Origin of the sequence: Roseobacter sp. SK209-2-6 (assembly GCF_000169455.1) — a bacterium.
Lineage (GTDB): Bacteria > Pseudomonadota > Alphaproteobacteria > Rhodobacterales > Rhodobacteraceae > Pseudophaeobacter.
In genome coordinates this window covers 272102-290133 of the sequence record NZ_AAYC01000004.1, presented here as the reverse complement: position 1 = coordinate 290133, position 18032 = coordinate 272102, and the positions used below count along the sequence as shown (strand labels likewise).

16 protein-coding genes are annotated in these 18032 nt (G+C 59.2%); 7 read left to right on the top strand and 9 right to left on the bottom strand.

What is annotated here, in order from left to right; genetic code table 11:
• Positions 1 to 21: 21 nt before the first annotated feature.
• Positions 22 to 1194: a 3-deoxy-D-manno-octulosonic acid transferase gene (locus RSK20926_RS08805; protein ID WP_008205962.1), complete on the top strand. Its 1173-nt coding sequence runs from the start codon at positions 22 to 24 to the stop codon at positions 1192 to 1194.
• On the top strand, positions 1181 to 2185 hold the full coding sequence (gene lpxK / locus RSK20926_RS08800; protein ID WP_008205960.1) for a tetraacyldisaccharide 4'-kinase: 1005 nt from the start codon (positions 1181 to 1183) through the stop codon (positions 2183 to 2185). The genes RSK20926_RS08805 and lpxK overlap by 14 nt, the downstream gene beginning before the upstream one ends.
• A 173-nt stretch (positions 2186 to 2358) precedes the next feature.
• Here lpxK and RSK20926_RS08795 read toward each other — a convergent pair whose 3' ends face one another.
• Positions 2359 to 3030 (bottom strand): DsbA family protein, encoded by a 672-nt coding sequence (locus RSK20926_RS08795; RefSeq protein ID WP_008205959.1) that lies wholly within the window; start codon positions 3028 to 3030, stop codon positions 2359 to 2361.
• Positions 3027 to 3554 carry a DUF721 domain-containing protein gene (locus RSK20926_RS08790; RefSeq protein WP_008205957.1) on the bottom strand — a complete coding sequence of 176 codons (528 nt, stop codon included), beginning with the start codon at positions 3552 to 3554 and terminating at the stop codon, positions 3027 to 3029. Before RSK20926_RS08790 ends, RSK20926_RS08795 begins: the two co-directional genes overlap by 4 nt.
• An 84-nt stretch (positions 3555 to 3638) precedes the next feature.
• Between RSK20926_RS08790 and mutY the strand changes: the two genes are divergently transcribed.
• Both mutY and RSK20926_RS08780 read left to right on the top strand, forming a co-directional pair.
• Positions 3639 to 4703, top strand: a complete 1065-nt coding sequence (gene mutY, locus RSK20926_RS08785; protein WP_008205955.1) for an A/G-specific adenine glycosylase — start codon at positions 3639 to 3641, stop codon at positions 4701 to 4703.
• Positions 4704 to 4810: 107 nt separating this feature from the next.
• The gene (locus RSK20926_RS08780; protein WP_008205953.1) at positions 4811 to 5962 is read left to right on the top strand and encodes an alkane 1-monooxygenase; all 1152 of its coding nucleotides are present in this window, start codon (positions 4811 to 4813) and stop codon (positions 5960 to 5962) included.
• A 25-nt stretch (positions 5963 to 5987) separates the two neighbouring features.
• Here the strand turns inward: RSK20926_RS08780 and RSK20926_RS22050 are convergent, their stop codons facing one another.
• The 5 genes from RSK20926_RS22050 to RSK20926_RS08755 all read right to left on the bottom strand — a co-directional run bounded on the left by RSK20926_RS22050 (position 5988) and on the right by RSK20926_RS08755 (position 11548).
• Positions 5988 to 7442: a C13 family peptidase gene (locus RSK20926_RS22050; protein ID WP_008205951.1), complete on the bottom strand. Its 1455-nt coding sequence runs from the start codon at positions 7440 to 7442 to the stop codon at positions 5988 to 5990.
• A 63-nt stretch (positions 7443 to 7505) separates the two neighbouring features.
• Complete coding sequence (locus tag RSK20926_RS08770) at positions 7506 to 8918, bottom strand: adenylate/guanylate cyclase domain-containing protein (RefSeq protein ID WP_008205950.1); 1413 nt, start codon at positions 8916 to 8918, stop codon at positions 7506 to 7508.
• Between the two features lie 185 nt (positions 8919 to 9103).
• Positions 9104 to 10210, bottom strand: a complete 1107-nt coding sequence (locus tag RSK20926_RS08765; RefSeq protein WP_008205948.1) for a site-specific DNA-methyltransferase — start codon at positions 10208 to 10210, stop codon at positions 9104 to 9106.
• Between the two features lie 107 nt (positions 10211 to 10317).
• The gene (locus tag RSK20926_RS08760) at positions 10318 to 10935 is read right to left on the bottom strand and encodes a ribonuclease HII (RefSeq protein ID WP_008205946.1); all 618 of its coding nucleotides are present in this window, start codon (positions 10933 to 10935) and stop codon (positions 10318 to 10320) included.
• A 145-nt stretch (positions 10936 to 11080) separates the two neighbouring features.
• The gene (locus RSK20926_RS08755; RefSeq protein WP_008205944.1) at positions 11081 to 11548 is read right to left on the bottom strand and encodes a hypothetical protein; all 468 of its coding nucleotides are present in this window, start codon (positions 11546 to 11548) and stop codon (positions 11081 to 11083) included.
• A 193-nt stretch (positions 11549 to 11741) separates the two neighbouring features.
• On the opposite strand from RSK20926_RS08755, the gene RSK20926_RS08750 reads away from it, so the two are divergent.
• From RSK20926_RS08750 to RSK20926_RS08740, 3 genes are all read left to right on the top strand, one after another.
• Positions 11742 to 12035, top strand: a complete 294-nt coding sequence (locus RSK20926_RS08750; protein ID WP_008205942.1) for a hypothetical protein — start codon at positions 11742 to 11744, stop codon at positions 12033 to 12035.
• A complete protein-coding gene (locus RSK20926_RS08745) occupies positions 12007 to 12708 on the top strand; it encodes a winged helix-turn-helix domain-containing protein (RefSeq protein WP_008205941.1) in 702 nt (233 codons plus the stop codon). Before RSK20926_RS08750 ends, RSK20926_RS08745 begins: the two co-directional genes overlap by 29 nt.
• 260 nt (positions 12709 to 12968) lie before the next feature.
• Positions 12969 to 14621: a DUF427 domain-containing protein gene (locus RSK20926_RS08740; RefSeq protein ID WP_008205940.1), complete on the top strand. Its 1653-nt coding sequence runs from the start codon at positions 12969 to 12971 to the stop codon at positions 14619 to 14621.
• A 99-nt stretch (positions 14622 to 14720) separates the two neighbouring features.
• On the opposite strand, the gene RSK20926_RS08735 is transcribed toward RSK20926_RS08740, so the two are convergent.
• Positions 14721 to 15767 (bottom strand): ACP S-malonyltransferase, encoded by a 1047-nt coding sequence (locus RSK20926_RS08735; protein WP_008205938.1) that lies wholly within the window; start codon positions 15765 to 15767, stop codon positions 14721 to 14723.
• Positions 15764 to 17953 (bottom strand): dehydrogenase E1 component subunit alpha/beta, encoded by a 2190-nt coding sequence (locus RSK20926_RS08730; RefSeq protein ID WP_008205936.1) that lies wholly within the window; start codon positions 17951 to 17953, stop codon positions 15764 to 15766. Before RSK20926_RS08730 ends, RSK20926_RS08735 begins: the two co-directional genes overlap by 4 nt.
• Positions 17954 to 18032 lie beyond the last annotated feature (79 nt).

Sequence of the window (18032 nt, the reverse complement as noted above, 5' to 3'; positions counted from 1 at the left end):
CCCGCGCAGAGGTCCTGACCGGTGGCAAGCTATCAGACAAGTCTGCGCCCCGACGGCGAAGTGCTCTGGCTTCATGCCACCACCCAGGAACGCTATCTGGCGCTCTGCGATGCGGGGCATCGGCTAAAGTCCATGAGACCCGACCTGATGGTGATCGCCACCTGGGAAGATGACATGGGCACGGTGCCCCCGGTGGAGGGCTGCGATCTGGCTCATGGTGTTCTGCCACCGGATCAAAGCGCTGCGGCAAAGCGGTTTTTGAACCACTGGCGCCCGGATCTCTGTCTTTGGGCGGGAGGGGGCCTGCGGCGCAACATGTTGCGGCAGATGCGCGAAATGCAGATCTCTGCCCTCTTGGTGGATATCCTTGATGATGAGATGCCAGAGCGGAAAATGCGTTGGCTGCCAGACCAGCGCTATCGCATGTTCTCTGGTTTTGAACAGATCCTCACGCCCTCACCGACAGTGCGGGCCCAGTTGATCAAAAGTGGCATCCACTCCAATCGGGTTAAGCGCGTCTCCTCCCTTGGGCCCGCGACAATGCCACCCGGCTGCAATGCGGATGAGCTTGGTCAGATGCAGAAAGACCTGGGCGGGCGTCCGGTCTGGCTGGCCGCTCAGGCGCAGCTGGAGGAAGTGCCCTTTATGCTGGAAGGCCATCGCGGTGCGCTGCGCCTTTTGCACCGGCTCCTGCTGATCCTGACGCTAGACAGCGAGGACAGCCAACAACGTGCCAAAAGCCTGATCCAGGCCAGCGGCCTGCAATGCGCCGATTGGGACAGTGGCGAACTTCCCGATGACTATACCCAGGTTCTAGTCGCCGGCCCCGAAGAGCTAGGCCTGTGGTATCGTCTGGCGCCGGTTACCCTAATGGGCGGCAGCCTCTTTGCGCATCTACCAGGTCAATCGCCACTGGATGCGCTGGCATTGGGCTCTGTCGCTCTGCATGGCCCCGGCACCGGCCTGTACAAGAGCAGTTACCACCACCTGGATCAGGCCGGCGCAACCGCCCCGGTGCGAAATTCCAAAGAGCTGTCGCGACAGATCATTCAGCTCTCCTCCCCGGACAAAGCCGCTGAAATGGCACTGGCAGGATGGAAAGCCGTGACTGCCGGGGCCGAAATGACCGACCAGCTGATTGAACTGGTCCAAGATATCCTAGACATGCGCGAGGAGAGCCATGCGGCCCCCTGAATTCTGGAACAAACCGCCAAACGCCTTTGACCTACGGGCCAGCCTATTGGCGCCTTTGGGGTGGCTCTATGCTGCGGCAACAGCCAAGCGCCTGCGCAGCACCGCTGGGCTAAAGGCAGATGTCCCTGTCATCTGCATCGGCAATATCAATGCCGGCGGCACCGGCAAGACCCCAACCGTGATCTGGCTGATGGAAGCTCTGCGCAACATAGGCCATGACCCCCATGTGGTAACCCGAGGCTACGGCGGCAGCCTGCTAGGGCCGGTTCAAGTCGAGCCTGGCACCCACAAAGCTGCGGATTGCGGTGATGAGCCTTTGCTGCTGGCTGCTTTTGGGGAGGTCTGGGTTGCCAAGGACCGGGCCGCAGGTGTGCGAGAGGCCGACGCGGCGGGGGCTACCGTGATCCTGCTGGATGATGGCTTCCAAAACCCCGCGGTGCAAAAGGATCTCTCCATTATCGTGGTGGATGCCCAGCGCGGATTTGGCAATGGGCGCTGCCTGCCCGCAGGCCCCCTGCGCGAACCGGTGCCAGTGGGGATGGCTCGCGGAGGTCTGGTGCTCTCTCTTGGCAGTGACAAGGCCCAGAGCACATTTCACCAGACTTGGGGCGCGAAGCTGCAAGGCAAGCCACATATCACCGCCACACTGGAGCCCTTGCAGACCGGGATGCCCTGGCAAGGCACGCGGGTACTGGCCTTTGCCGGGATCGGTTACCCCGAGAAGTTCTTTGCCACCCTGCGTGGCTTGGGGGCTGAGGTCATTCGCGCCGAAGCTCTGGAGGATCACCAGCCGCTGACCACGGCCCTGATGAACCGGTTGGAGAGCGAGGCCAAGCTGCGCCAGGCGCAGCTGGTCACCACGGAAAAAGATGCCGTGCGCCTGCCCGATAGCTTCCGCAGCAAGGTGATAACCCTGCCGGTCCGGCTGCAAGTCGCAGAAGAAGAGCAGCTATTGGACCTCATCAAGTCCGTGGCTCCGCCACCCGACTAGTTATCCGACTAACAGGTTTCTCTGCTAAACGGCTTGTTCCGATTTCCCGCGCCCACACATGCTTGCTAGACAGGCAAAATAGAAAAAGCCCGGCCATTCAACCGGGCTCCTCTGAATTTAGTTGGTAAAGTACCCACTTCGCAAAGGTTTCACCTTGCGAAGGTATCCGCTTTTTAGCCGTTCAGCTCCGCGTCCAGCAGCTCTTTGAAGCTTTCATAGGACTGGTTGCCGATCAACTCTCCATTCAGGATAAAGGAAGGGGTCGACTGGATGCCGTCCTTGGTTGCATGTTCCTGATACCAGGTCACCAGGGTCTGCGCTTTGGCGCCGTCCTGAAGACAGGCTTCCAGCGTTTCATTCTCCAGACCGGACAGACGGCCGATCTTGCGCAGCTCATCGACGATTTCTGTGGCGCCACCGGCTCGGGCCCATTCGGACTGACCCTTGTAGATCAGATCGGAGACCCCAAAGAACTTCTCGGGGCCACCGCAACGCGCGATCATCGAAGCCCAGAGGCCGTAGCGGTCGAAATAGACCTCACGGTAGATAAAGCGCACCTTGCCGCTGTCGATGTAGTCTTCCTTTAGCTGCTTGAAGACCGTGTTGTGAAAGCTGGCGCAATGCGGGCAGGTGTAAGAGGCATATTCGATCAGGGTAACCGGTGCGTCTTCGGCCCCCAGCACCATCTCGGTGATGCTCGAAGTGTCGACCTCTGCTTCCTGGGCATGGGCCGCCCCGATCAGCGGGTTCTCGGGCAGGCGGCTTTGGCTGTTAAAGCTGCTCAGCGCATAGGTTCCGGCAGCCAGAGCCACCGCGGCGCACAGGCCGGACATGAGACGGGTCATTCATACCTCTTTCGTAGAGTTTTCTGTTTTGTCAGCACATTGCGCCCCAGCCGTTCCAGGGCGGCGCGCAAGTCTTCGTTTTCAACCCCTTCGGCAGTCCGCGCGGCCTCTGCGCGGGCCTTTGGGTCTGCCTCCACCGGCTTTTGCACCTTTGGGGCATATTTGAAATCTGCCTGGCCCTCAGCAAAACCTGTCGGGGCTGTCTGGGTGATCCAGACCTTTGATATGGCGTTATAGCCATAAACCGCATTCACCTTGGCCCGCAGCTTTTCCTTTTGCATATCCAGCATCGGCGCGTAGGCGCCGGTGGTCAGAACCGTCAGCGTCGCGCCAAAGCCGCTGCGCCCGTAGCCGACCTTTACCGGTCGGGCCATGGCGGCCAGATCCGCCCCCGCGATCTCCTCCCAATGGGTCAATAGCCGCGAGACCGCAAAGCCGCGGCTTTCGCCTGCTTTGCGGATTTGCTCATTGAGGAGCCGGGAGGTTCTTGCGAACCCGCGTGTGGTGCTGCGCCGAAATGCCATAACTTGGTTTTGCGTGACTCATCCCCCTAATGTAAAGGGTCCAGTTGAAGAGGCCAGATTACCCGATGAAGCGGAGCGTAACGAATGCGTGATCTAAGCGATAGAACAGAGGGTATGAGCAACGACCTGCTCAGCTGGTATGACAAGCATGCGCGCAAGATGCCTTGGCGGGTGCCGCCACTGGACCGTTTGGCGGGCCATGAGCCAGATCCCTATCGGGTCTGGCTGAGTGAGGTGATGTTGCAACAGACCACTGTGGCGGCAGTAATCGAGTATTTTCAGCGCTTCACTGCTCGCTGGCCCAGTGTTGTGGATCTGGCAAATGCCGAGGACGCCGATGTCATGGCGGAATGGGCAGGCCTTGGCTATTACGCCCGCGCCCGCAACCTGCTGAAATGCGCCCGCGTGGTCGCGCAGGATCTGGGCGGCGCATTTCCCGATAGCTATGCAGAGTTACTCAAGCTCCCCGGCATCGGCCCCTATACGGCGGCGGCCATCGCTTCGATCGCCTTTGACCGGGCAGAGACCGTTCTGGATGGCAATGTGGAGCGGGTCATGGCCCGGCTGCATGACATTCATGACCCCCTGCCTGGCTCCAAAGAGCTGCTGCGAGGACATGCAGCTACCCTGACCCCCAGCACACGCCCCGGTGATTATGCCCAGGCGGTGATGGATCTGGGTGCCACCATCTGCACGCCTAAGTCTCCCGCTTGTGGTATCTGTCCCTGGCGAGAGCCCTGTGCTGCACGGATCGCGGGAACTGCAGCGGAACTACCCAAGAAGACCCCCAAAAAGCCAAAACCCACCCGGCAGGGCATGGTCTATCTTGCCCGCTCCCCCTCTGGCGCTTGGCTGTTGGAGCGGCGCCCGGACAAAGGGTTGCTGGGAGGAATGCTGGGCTGGCCAGGATCCGATTGGGGAGAGACCCCTACCCCTGCGCCGCCATTCGAGGCTGAATGGCAGGATATTGGCGGCGAGGTCCGCCATACCTTTACCCATTTCCATCTGATCCTGCGGGTTCTGCATGCGGAACTGCCAGAAGATCACGCGCCGGAAGACAACCAGGAACTGCTACCGCGCCACGCCTTTCGGCCCGGTGATCTGCCCACGGTGATGCGCAAGGCCTTTGATCTCTGGCGCGGTCAATAAATCAGCCTCCAGCTGACCTTGGGTTTCACTGCAATAATGCTTAGCTTGCACAACAAGTACTTCGCAGTTCTCGATGCAGACCCCCGATTTGAAACCGGAGATCCTGAATGACCGCCTCTGACCATCTGCGCCGCTGGCAATCCGCGCTGCCCTTCTGGCTGTCTTTCCTGTTGCTGCCTCTCCTGTGGTTCGGCGCAACGCAGGGGGGCTGGATGCTCTTGCTGGTGCCCTTGGTGACCTGGTATCTCTTTGCCGCCCTGGACGGCATATTTGGTCTCAATTTGGAAAACGCGGATCCTGAAACCCCGGACGAGGATCTCTTTTGGTATCGGCTGCTGACCAGCACCTGGGTGCCGCTGCAATTCGTGACACTCTTTGGCCTCATCGCCTATACCGTCCAGGCAGAGCACCTGGGCGGGCTGGAAAAATTCGGCGTCTTCTTCGGAATGGGCGTGATCAGCGGCACTGTCGGGATCAACTACAGCCATGAGCTGATGCATCAGCGCAACCGACTGGAGCGCTGGCTGGGGGATATTCTGCTGGCCATGGTGCTTTACTCGCATTTCCGCTCAGAACACCTTCTGGTGCATCACCGCTATGTTGGCACACCGCGTGACCCGGTGACTGCGCGCTACAACGAAGGTTTTCACCGCTTTTACCCCCGGGTTCTGCGCCAGAGCCTGCACTCCGCCTTCCGCGCTGAACGGGAAAAGCTGGCAAAGAAAGACCTGCCCTGGAGCCATGGCTCCAACCCGTTTTTCCGCTATTGGGCCCTGCAGGGGGGGATGCTGCTGTTGGCGGCGCTTTTGGGTGGCCTCACCGGAGTACTGCTGTTCATGGTGCAGGCCGGTGTCGCCATATGGCAGCTGGAGCTGGTGAATTATGTCGAACACTACGGTCTGACGCGCAAACATTTGGGCGAGGGTAAATATGAGCACGTGCGCCCGCATCACAGCTGGAACGCGGCGCATAAGGCCTCAAACTGGCTGCTGATCAACCTGCAGCGCCACTCAGACCACCACTACCGCCCGGACCGACGGTTTCCGCTGTTGCAGAACTATACCACCGCGAATGCACCGCAGCTGCCCTATGGCTATCCGGTGATGACCATTGCGGCGATGATCCCGCCCCTGTGGCGTCGGGTAATGAACCCGCGCGTACGCCGCTGGCGGCAGATGCATTACCCAGAAGTGACCGACTGGAAAGCCTATAACAAGGCCCAAAATCCAATGCCCGGCGCGCAGGCCGGGACGGATTGATTGCCTCAGCAGTCTCGACGCTGCCTCATTGAGAGACAGCGGCTCGTGTAGAAGTCCCAGCAAGCTCAAATCGCTGGCTCAAACCCTGCAGAAACTGCGAGACGCCTTCTCCCGCAGAAATCTGTGGCAAGGAAGGCGTTTGCTCTGCCTCCGCTTCTCGTGATGCCACCAGATCGCGGGCGATTTCCGCTGCGGCCAGGAAGTTATGCGTTTGCGCGAGAGCTTCAGCAACAAAGGCACGACCCCAATCTGTAAACTCATTCTCATCACTGCAGCCAAAGGAATTGCGATCAGACGCTGAAGCAGTCAGGATCAGCCGCTTCGGTCCTGCCAGATCTTCGACAAAGGAGCCCGAATAGCAGGCGGAAATCACAACAACTGCCTTCTGGATGCCCGAAGCATCCAAGGCCGCCGCGACCTCACTCGCAGTCAGATCCGAATGGCTCAGCCCGGAGAACCTAGTCGAAATCGACCCAGGCCTACCGTGGGAGGTAAGATAGAGCAGCAGCACGTCCTCGCTGGTGTCCATTTTCTGCGCAAGCATCTGCAAAGCAGAGTTCAGGTTTGTCCTGTTGAGCAGAGGCCAGGCGCTGGCATCCTGAAAACTGGCGCCCAGACGCAAGATCCGGTTTTTGCCCTCAAAGCGGCGCTCCAATAGGGCGGACAAGGCCGTCACTTCACGTTGAAACACCTGCTGTTCGGGATAGCCAGCGCCGACCAAACTATAGAGATCGATCTGTCCTGGAACCTGATCAGCCAGGTTGTTTGCCATCCCCGCCAATATTTCTGGCTGCAGCGGGTAGATTTCTTCGGGGTCAGGGTATTCCCATGCCAAAGCCTGGGCTTCCTCATCATAGGAATAGTTGGGGACAAAGACGTCCGTTCGCTCGATAAAAAAGTATGATGAATAAAAGAAGGTCATCAGGATGCAGGTGATCAAGCCTCCGGTCGGGATCCCCCGGAAAGACGCACCATTCGCTGCCGCAAGCCCGGACATCGCGATAAGAAATGGCAGGCTGCCAACAATCAGCCCCAAAGCCATAAGCCCCCAATATCCAAGTGCTTCCATTGGTATTATTGTGGGAAGAATATAATACACAAATGTCGTCAGAAGACTGGAAACCGCAGAGGCCGCAAATAGGACAACAAAGAAGCTGCCAATCTGAAGCTTATAGCGCATGAGGACAAGCAGACCGGCAAAAAGCAGAGCCTCGGCTAGGACCTCTCCCAAAAGGAAGATAACCCCGGCCGGGTATATGGTAATATTCCATTCAAAGTAGCTGTGTGCCGGAACAAGCAAAGCTGCCATATGCGCACATAGATAAATCAGGAAAGCTGCAGCTACATCTGCCAGCCCCCCTGAGATCTCACGATCCGGGCGGCAAAAGAAACAAAGTTTCAGCGCCGAGACCGCATTGGCAAATGGGCTGGGTTTCCAGTGCGAAGGTGACGGCGGGGGTGAGCAAGAAACATCAGACATGTCCAACGCCTTAAGGTTGAATAATGTCCAATTTTTGACATCTCCAGAGCTAAAGTCTTGACGTCAAGTTAGCAACCAGACGGTCATGCTTTGATCGAGACCTCGAATTTCCTGATTTGGGACAGACTTCAAGTCGTCCAGCAGCTCTGCTGGGCATTTTTCCTCTGCCGCTTGGTTTCGAAGATCCTCGCTGATCACGATGCCAGCCTGCAGCCCACGGGTCATTTCCTCCAGCCGGGCCGCTACATTCACGGCAGTGCCAATCACCGCATACTCCAGCCGGTTGGCACCGATGTCCCCCAAGAGGGTCTCACCATAGTGCACGCCGATACCCGCCTTGATCTCTGGCTGGCCCTGGCGGCGGCGCTCGGTATTCCAAGCGGCAAGTGAGGCCTGCATTGCGCGGGCGCAGGCCAGGGCATCGCTGGCGTCACGCTCTCCCGGCATGGGCGTGCCAAAGGTCGCCATCAATCCGTCGCCCAGGTATTTATCCAGCGTGCCGCGATGGCGAAATACCTCGCGCTCCATCCGGCCATGGAACTCGCGCAGCAGGGTGATCACCTCATGCGGGTCGCGTCCGGCAGCCATGCGGGTAAAGCCGACAATATCGATAAACAGCACCGCCACATTCTCGATCCGGACCTGCTTCAGCGGTTCATCGTTCTGCGACAGCTGCTCCACCACATTCGGAGAGAAATAGCGTGAGAGATTGGCCCGCTCCCGTTCCAGACCGGCATTGTCGAGCACCAAAAGGTTCGCACGGCGCGCAGAAATCCCCAAAGTGATGGCAACAATCAGAAAGACGATGACCTCCTGCGCACGCATCTGAATACCAAAGTCATTTGGATCCATGAACTGCGCCACATCGGGATAGCTGGCGAAGGCAGCCGCGGCGGCTTCGCTGAGACCCTCAAAGGGGGTGGAAAACCACATCGCCAGCCCAAGTGCGGCAAGCCACATGAAGAAGGTCCAGACCCCAATGGCGATCACCGTCCGCCAGGAATAGGCCAGCGTACCCGCCGAGAGGATCACAAAGAAGTAGATGAAATTGTCGAGCCGGTATTGCATTGCCAGCGGCATGCCATCCGCATCAAAGGGGTTTGGCCCCACCATTCCAACTGTCATCAACAGGAGATCCGCAAAGATCAGAAACAGCTCCAACCGTGAGCGTCCGACCCGGCCCGCGCGGCGGATGAACCAACCGTTGAGGCAGATAAGCGCCATGATCATGAGGTAATAGACAACCTCGACCCTGGGATGAACCACCACGATAAAGACCGCGAAAATGCTCATGGCGATCCAACGGGCTTTGACCGCCAGCTCTAGGCCTTGCTGCTTATGCTCCTCCAGAGCTTCCAAAACATAGCGGGATTCCGGTGGGGCCTCTGGATCTGTCAGGCTGTGTTTCAGCCCTGCTCCCAAAGCGCGTGCTTTGCTTGCGGAACTCTTTGGCGGATCGATTGCCGTCTCTGCCATTTGAAGCCATCCCTCTTGGTTGGCCCTAAGATAGGGCAGACTGCTGCAATATACATCCGCCCTGCATCAATTTGACCCAAAAAACCCCGCCGAAGACGGCGGGGCAAGGTTGGCGCCCCGCTAAAAAGCAGGGGCACCGGCGGTTTGACTGTTATGTCTCGTGAGTGAGGCCTTGGGGGGCAGGATCAGTTTTGCATCTCTGCCCGGATCTGCTGACGCAGAACATCGATCGGAACGGTTTTGCCGTCCTTTTTGAAGCACCAGTAGGTCCAGCCATTGCAGGAGGGTGCATTCTCTAGGTGGGCGCCGACCTGATGGATCGAGCCCTTGCAGTTATCCCCGATCAGGGTGCCATCGGCGCGAACCTTGGCCTTGTGGCGGCGGTTCATCGAATAAAGCTCTTCGCCGGGACGCAGCATGCCGCGCTCGACCAGCTGGCCAAAGGGCACGCGAGGGGCAGCACGTTTGCTGGTGGAGACCTGAAGCGCCTCGCGGTCGAATTTGCGCACCGCTTTGATGCGTGCGGCCGCAACCTTGCGGTAGCTCTCTTCCTGCTCGATACCGATGAACTCACGCCCCAACATCTTGGCGACCGCACCCGTGGTGCCGGTGCCGAAGAAGGGGTCTAGGACCACATCGCCAGGATTGGTGGAACCCACCAGAATCCGGTGCAGCAGGCTCTCGGGCTTTTGCGTCGGATGGGCCTTGTCGCCATTCTCATCCTTCAGGCGCTCATGACCGGTGCAGATTGGCAGCACCCAGTCGCTGCGCATCTGGATGCCTTCGTTCAGGGCCTTCAGCGCTTCGTAGTTGAAGGTATATTTGCCACCCTCGGATTTCGAGGCCCAGATCATGGTCTCATGGGCATTGGTATAGCGTTTGCCGCGGAAATTCGGCATCGGATTGGATTTACGCCAGACCACATCATTGAGGATCCAGAAGCCCTCATCCTGCATCGCGGTGCCGACGCGGAAGATATTGTGGTAGCTGCCGATCACCCAGATCGCGCCGTTCGGCTTCAGGATCCGGCGAGCCTGATGCAGCCAGCGGCTGGTGAAATCATCATAGGCGGCAAAGCTCGAAAACTGATCCCAATGATCATCCACCGCGTCGACCTTGCTGTTGTCCGGTCGGTGCAACTGGTTCTTGAGCTGAAGATTATAGGGCGGATCCGCAAAAATCAGATCGACGGAATTATCCGGAAGCCCAGACATGACCTCGATGCAATCGCCATCAAGAATCGTGTTCAAAGGGAGCGCCGAGGTGGCGCCCTTCGTCATTGTTTTATTCATTGCTCTGCCTCAAAACCGCGGCGCATTTTTGCGCTCATTTGGTTATCCACAGGATGAGTCATCCCGGATTCGAGGTCAATTTGTTTTTTAGAAAAGAGTTTCGCTCTTCACTCTTGATACAATATCTTGTGTACCGGCTTAAATGATTTGCGATGATGTGGTGTCACCCCCAATTCTTGCAGCGCCTCACGGTGTTGCTTTGAAGGGTAACCCGCGTTTTTCTCCCATCCATATCCTGGAAACTGTTGCGCCAAATCCACCATGCATTCGTCGCGGGCTTCTTTGGCCACAATGGAGGCCGCCGCGATGGAGACTGATTTGCCATCCCCTTTGATCACCGCTTCGGCTGGGATGGTCAGACCAGCGGGGATCAGATTGCCATCAATCAACAGATAGTCCGGTGCCGGATCCAGCGCCGCCACTGCCCGTTCCATCGCCAGGTGGGACGCCTTCAGAATGTTAATGCTATCAATCTCTTCCACGCTGGCCTCAGCAATGGAGACCTCGGCTGTTTGCAAGATCTCCTCGGCCAAGACAGCGCGTTTCTTGGCACTCAGCTTTTTGCTGTCGTTGAGTCCCTGCGGGTAGCCTTCTAGGGGCAAGATCACCGCCGCAGCGGTCACCGGGCCAGCAAGCGGGCCACGCCCGACCTCATCCACACCTGCGATACGCGGATAACCATTTTTTCGGGCGGTTTGCTCTAGGCTGTCATCAGGCTGTTCCATGCTCCTGTCAGAGCCAATTCCGCTTTGAAATGCAAGCGGCTGGTTTACCCCGTTACAAAAGAAAAAAGGAGGGGCCGAAGCCCCCCAAGTCCTGCTCGATCCGTTGCCGAGATATGACAGGTGCCCTGCCGTGATGGATAGGCACCTAGTGGGTAATCAGCCGGTAGCCGCGCTTGGTCAGGCATTTGGGCCGATAGCCAGTGCGATGCTTGTCGCCATTCCAGAAGGTTACGCGGCACTGCTGCGGCAGTGAGGCCTCATACTGGTAGTTTTTACGCAGACAGCCGCGTGCCACCAGGTTTTCCTCATGGCTGTAATTGGGGAAGTAACGCACACAACGCGCGGGCAGATCATAGCGGCGGAAATGTTGTGGAATCGGCTTGGGGTGCTGTGGCTGATAGGGTCGAGTCACCTGCTGATGGCGGCGATCCCGCGTATTATGCCGATGCAACGCTGCCCCAAGTATCCCCAAGACGGCAATCCCGGCCACCACTTTGCCGACATCATTGTCCGCACGGGCCGGAACAGCAGAGATACCTGTCACCGCGAGGGCGGCGGACAAAACGATGGCGATGAATTTGCGATGATGCTGGGGGCGATTACTCTGTGTCATGTTCTGACCTTTCCTGAGGGTCTGTCATTTCGCTGGCTATGTGACACCAGATGTGGCTGGCGTCTGAACCGATGCGATCAGCCTCCCTCCGAACCCCTCAGACAGGCAATAACAGGGCCCTGTTATCAGATAACCGGCTGCTCAAACCCCTGTTGTTATTGAATACTGCGGCAGTTCCGCGCAGGATGCCGTCATGAAACAGATCCTTGCCATACCGCTTACATGCGCGGCCTTACTGGCGCTTTCCAGCCCAGTCTTCGCCGCCGATTGCTATGCTGACTACAAGGCAAAGCAAAACAACCCGCTGAAACTGCATTACGGCGTCCTGCAAATACGCGGCGAATGCTCTCGTGCCTCTGCCCAGGCCGAAGCACAGGCACGGCTCAACGCCCAAGGGTGGACCCTGTTGAACATCATGTCGGTTTTTGGGCCGGAAGGTCTGCAGCAAAGGAAAGCCGATGCCGGACCCTACTATCTCCGTTTCTGAGGCCCGTAGCGCCGGCAGCAGGGTCATTGCCCTTGGCATTGCAGTCATTGCCGCACTCCTGGCCATTGCGGGCACCGTGCTTTTGCTGGCGCTGCCCGATGCCAATGCCTTTAATGCACGGGTAGAGCAGCTCTTTGTCGAGAATGACCTGACCACCCAGGCAGAGATCAAACTGCTGGAGATCCTGGCCCAATCCGGCACCGCCTTTGCCGATACCCTGGCCAGCTACCGAGTGGTGATCTTTGTTCTTTTGGTTTTTGCCACCGCAATGATGATTGCCGCCTTGGTGGTTCTGGCCATGTTGATGGTGCTGAACCGGCGCATGGCGCAGATCGAGCGCGCCGGCATCCAGGTCACCGAGCTTTTGATCAGCCGCGAAGAGAAGACGGTCTATCTGAACAATATGGGGTTCAAACTGACCCCAGCGGCGATGGAAACCCTCTCTGCCCTGGCCGAAGCCCGCATGGACGATGATGTGCTTTCGGGAGCCGAGATCGAAGCGGTGATATCAGGGCGCGACAGCAGCGACTGCGAAGAGGCCGCGGGTGCCACCCGAATCAAGCGGTTGCGCGACACCCTTGGCAACCAGATGGTCAGCGAGCTTCTAGTGAAGAATATCGCCAAACGCGGTTATGTTCTGGCGATCAGCAAGGATGTGATTCGGATCATCTGAGCCTGTTTGAACCTCCACGGATCTTTTCTGTCAGTTGGGTTTCAGCAATTCCGCACATCTGCTCCTACAGAAGTGATCCTTCCAGCCACTGGAAATTCCAGCCGCTAGCCCCACATAATGGCGAAGCTCACAGCGCCTGATCAGGCGCCTCTTTGCGATGCCTCTGCGCAGTTCCCATCTTCTAGGGAAGTCGCAACCTGCAACGCCGCCTCTGCCTTCCTCTTGGTGGAGAGCGGGCCAAGGTCAAAAGGACAGACCTGATGAATGTGCAACTCCCGCCCAAAGGCAACGGCTCCGCCGGCCCAGCCACGCCCAATGGCGGCTATGGAATTTTGGTGGAGAATCTGCGCGGCACCGTCAAGGCAGAGCGCAACGGGATAATCCTGGCCTCCAGCAGCCGTGCGCGGGTGATGTATGAAACCCGCCTGCCGCCCACTATCTATTTTCCCAAAGAAGATCTTGCAGTTGATCTGTCTCGCAAACTGGAGAAGCAGACCTTCTGCCCCTTCAAAGGCACAGCTTGTTATCATGATCTGAAGCTAGAGGATGAAAGGGTTCCTGGAGCGGTTTGGGTCTATGAAAACACCCTGCCTGAAGCCTCGGCCATTGAGGGTTACGTCGGGTTCATGCCCGATGAGCTCACCGCGTTTGACCTCGGCAGCAACGTGATATCCCCACCGGACTACGGCAATATTTCCGGCCCACTGGTTGATTGGCTCCTGCGAGAGGCCGCTTTCATTGCAACCCCTGCGGACTTCACCAGGGCGCTCGCAGAGAAGCTCTTGGAGCAGGGCGTCTATCTCTCCCGCCTCTCGGTGCTGGCCTGGTCACTACATCCGCAGATTGCTGGCAAGAATTTCATTTGGGAAAAGGCCACCGGCGAAGTGACCACCTATGCGCCCAGCTATGAGATCTATGATCACCCGGCCTATCACGCCAGTCCATTGCGTCATGTGTCAAAGGGCCTGGGCGGTGTACGCCACCGCATTGATGAGGAAGACAGTGAGGATGCCTTTCCGATTCTCGCGGATCTGCGTGCCGCCGGTGCCACCGATTATGTCGCCATGCCGCTGCCCTTCTCGGACGGGCGGATCAACGTGCTCACCGTCGCCAGCGATCACCCCAATGGTTTTTCAACGGCCAATCTGGGTCTGATCTTTGAATGCTCTGCGGTGGTGGCCCGTTATTATGAGGTCTTCATGCAGCGCGAGAATGCGCAGTCCCTGCTGGAGACCTATGTGGGTAAGCGCACTGGTGCGCGGGTACTTGGTGGCAAGATCCGCCGCGGTGAAGGCGACGACATTGATGCAGCCATCATGTTTTGTGATCTGCGCGGTTCTACCCTGCTGGAGGAACAGCTGGGGCGTCAGGCCTATATCAAGCTGTTGAACAGTTTCTTTGATGTAGCCTCGGGTATTGTGCATGACAACGGTGGCGAGGTGCTGAAATTTATTGGCGATGCGGTGCTGGCCGTCTTCCCGGCAGGTGCCGACCCAGAGCGGGCGCGCAATCATGCGCTGGCCTCTGCCCGCAGTATCGCGCCCGCGTTGCAGGCCGTGGCGCAAGAGTATGAGATCACCAGTCTCGAATGCGCCAGCGGCATCGCCTTTGGCACCGTGACCTATGGCAATGTCGGCTCCCGCGAGCGGCTGGATTTCACCGTCATCGGCCAGGCGGCCAATGTGGCCGCGCGGCTTGGCGACTATGGCAAATCCCTAGGCCATTCCATTCTGATCAGCAAGAACAGCCTGCCCGCTGGCACCGAAGCTATCGCCCTGGGCGCGCTTGAGCTTCACAATGTCAGCGCCAAGGTGGAGAGCTATGCGGTCTCGCCCTTCCTGCAGGCTCCAGCCCCGCGCGAAGAGCCCGAAACTGTCGGCTCTGCGCCGGTGGTCAGACTGGCAAAAGATTAAGATGACGCGCCACCGCGCCGCCCTGCAAGGGCGGCGCCGGGCCCAAGGGCAGGGCCAGTTTTGGCTAGCCAAAACTGGTTTTGCACGCGGGAGCCCCGCTTAGCCTCTGGATGATCCGGTAGCGAGCGGACGCTGCGCTTCATCTCCCATTGAAACCAGCATAGGTGCCTCAGCCTGTTTGGCTTTGAAACCCGCCTTGTCCTCCATGCTGCGCCAGCCCTGATGCACCAGAGACTGCGCAACCGCTCCGCCCAGGGTCGTGCCCGGTCCGGTCACGATGAAGAGATCCGGCGCAAATTCCAGCGCTGCATTCTGCACCGCCCGGGAGAAATCATAGCTCTCCACCACCTGATGGCCGAGGGTGTAGTCCCAAAGTGCCTCCAGATCCGTGGCACCGGGCTGCCAGATGGCACCGCGGCCGTCGATCAGCGGCAGCTGTGGCTGGCGCAGCTTGCCGCCATCCAGGCGGTCACGGCCTTCCTGCGCGACTGGTTCCTGCAGAGCCGTATGGAACCCGGCGTGATTGGCCAGACGCATCGGAAAGCGCTCGTCTACCGTGGGCACCGCAGCCTCAAAGGCAGAGAGCCCCGCCTCATCACCCGCCAGTACCAGCATGCCGCCCAGATCAATCGACAGGGCCAGCACATGGCCCTCGCGGGTATTGATCTCTGCCACCAACGCCAGCAGCTCTGCCTTGCGCACAGGATCCGCCCGCCAATCCGCGCCGGTAAAGGGATAGACCAGCTGGCCGCCAATCAGATGCTCCTGCATCAGGCTGCCCATGGTATCGACCAACTCAAACCCATCCTGCGGTGAGAGCGCGCCCGCAGCGGCCAGCGCAATATACCAGCCCATGGAATTGCCGGTGACCGCCACCACCTCGATATCCTCCGCCAACGACTGGGCATCCGCCAGGGCTGAGGCATAGATCAGCGGTGAGGCCACATCCCCGCGCGAGTATTTTGACACAGAAAATCGCTTCGCCCCATCAAGCGCTGTGACCTCTTCCTGGCCCAGCTCCGCCCGCGCCGCATCAAAGCCAGCGAACAGCGCGGATTTCTCCGCATGGTACCGGTGCAAGTAGCCCAGTTCCGGCTTGTTGTAGGTGCCGCGTCCGGGACAGATCAAAACAGCAGTGCGGGTCATGATTTGTCTCCTACCAGATCAAGGGCTGCCTGCAGAATGCTCTCTTTTGAGGGCAGCGTTGCGGCATAGGCCGGACCGGTTGCGATAAAGCAATCCTCTGCGGCGATGCGCGCTGCAGGAATGCCTGAAGCTTCGGCGAACAGTGCCATCAGCCCTTCGGACTGGCTGCCGGTGGTGCGACACTCATCCACGATCAGAACGTGTTTGCAGCCCTTGGCAGCCTTGATCAGCGCCTCTGTCGGCAGGGGGGCCAGCCAACGCAGGTCAATGATGCGGCTCTTGATGCCCCGCGCCTCCAGCTCTGACTGGGCCTGGGTCGAGAGGTAGCGCCCATTGCCATAGGTGACGATAGCCAGATCTGTTCCGTCACCATGCACTCCGACTTCGCCCAGCGCGATGGAGCGATCTGGTGCCGGGTAGCTGCGCATCCAACCGCCGTCCTTGGCTTCGTGCAGATCCCGCATCGGGTAGAGCGCGATGGGTTCGACAAAGACCACCACCCGCTGCTCTTCGCGCGCCAGACGCACCGCCTCGCGCATCATCATAGCGGCCTCTGCCCCATCAGAAGGACAGGCGATCACAACACCGGGAATGTCGCGCAGCACTGCCAGCGAGTTGTCATTGTGGAAATGGCCGCCAAAGCCCTTCTGATAGCCCAGGCCCGCGATGCGCAACACCATGGGGTTGGAAAACTGCCCGTTGGAGAAGAACGGCAGCGTCGCCGCCTCGCCGCGCAGCTGATCCTCGGCATTGTGCAGATAGGCCAGGAACTGAATCTCCGGCATCGGCACAAAACCATTGTGCCCCATGCCGATGGCCAGGCCCAGGATCGACTGCTCATCCAAGAGCGTGTCGATCATCCGGTCAGAGCCAAAGCGTTGCTGCAGTTTCTGGGTGACGCCGTAGACGCCGCCCTTGCGGCCCACGTCTTCACCCATCATGACAATCTCGCCATGCTCCAGCATCAGATCGGTCAGAGCCCAGTTGATCAGACGCGACATCGGCTGCGGATCCGCCATGGCGCGCATGTCCCCGCCAAAGACCTCTGCCCGTGCTTCGTCGCTGGGGCCATTCGTCGGCTTGCAGACGCGCTTGGGCAAGATCAGGCTTGCCACTACATCAGCACCGGTCTTCAGATGCGGGCGGGTCACCGCCTCTGCCCGGATCCGCTCCACCCGCGCACAGGTCTCGTTGTAGATCTTCAGCGCCTTTTCACGGGTCAGCGCGCCGGATGCTTCCAGCAGGCGCACCGAATGCAGCAGCGGATCATTGCCCTCATCACCCTCGACCTCCGCTTTGCTGAGGTAGGTTGTGGGCACATCCGCCCCGGCATGACCATAAAGCCGCACGGTGCCGATGTGCAGGAATGCAGGTTTCCTGCGGCTGCGGACATATTCGGTGGCCTCCTGCGCCACAGCGTGGGCCGCGTAGATATCCAGGCCGTCGGCCTTGAAATACTTGATGCCGGGCCGCGCGCTCATCGAAGCCTCGATCCAGCCCTTGGGGGTCTTGGTGGAGATGCCGATGCCGTTGTCCTCGCAGACAAACAGCAGCGGCAGCGGGGTGGATTGCACCGAGGTCCAGCCAGCAGTGTTAAACGCCCCCTGCGCGGTGGAGTGATTGGCCGAGGCATCGCCGAAGGAGCACATCACGATAGCATCATCCGCCATGGCCTGATGCTCAGGCCGGTGGCGCTTGGCCGCGCCAATGGAATAGGCGGCACCAACGGCCTTTGGCAGATGGCTGGCAATGGTCGAGGTCTGCGGCGGAATATTGAGCACCTTGGAACCCAGTACCTTATGCCGCCCGCCTGAGGTGGGATCCTCGGAAGAACAGGCAAAGGACAGGAGCATATCCCAGGCAATGCGCTGCCCCGGCACCTGGTCGGCGCGGGCAATCTGAAAGGCGGCATCGCGGTAATGCAGGAAGGCCATATCATCGGGCCGGAGCGCCCGCGCCACCGCTGCCATTCCTTCATGCCCCGAGGAGCCGATGGTATAGAATCCTTGCCCCGCCTTCTGCATGGCGCGGCTGGTGATATCCAAGGCACGGCTCAGCACTTGCGCGCGGTAGATGGCTACAGCGGTTTCCGGAGGCAGCCCATCGCGGGGCGCGTTACCAGCGGGCAAATCCCCCGCCGCAACCCGCCTGAGGAAATTGTCATGCACGATCTGGGCGCGGTCCATTGGTCACCTCATGAGAAATCTTCCGATCCGTTATCGGATAGAACACTCATGAGTTCCAATGAGAAAATGCTGCTCATTC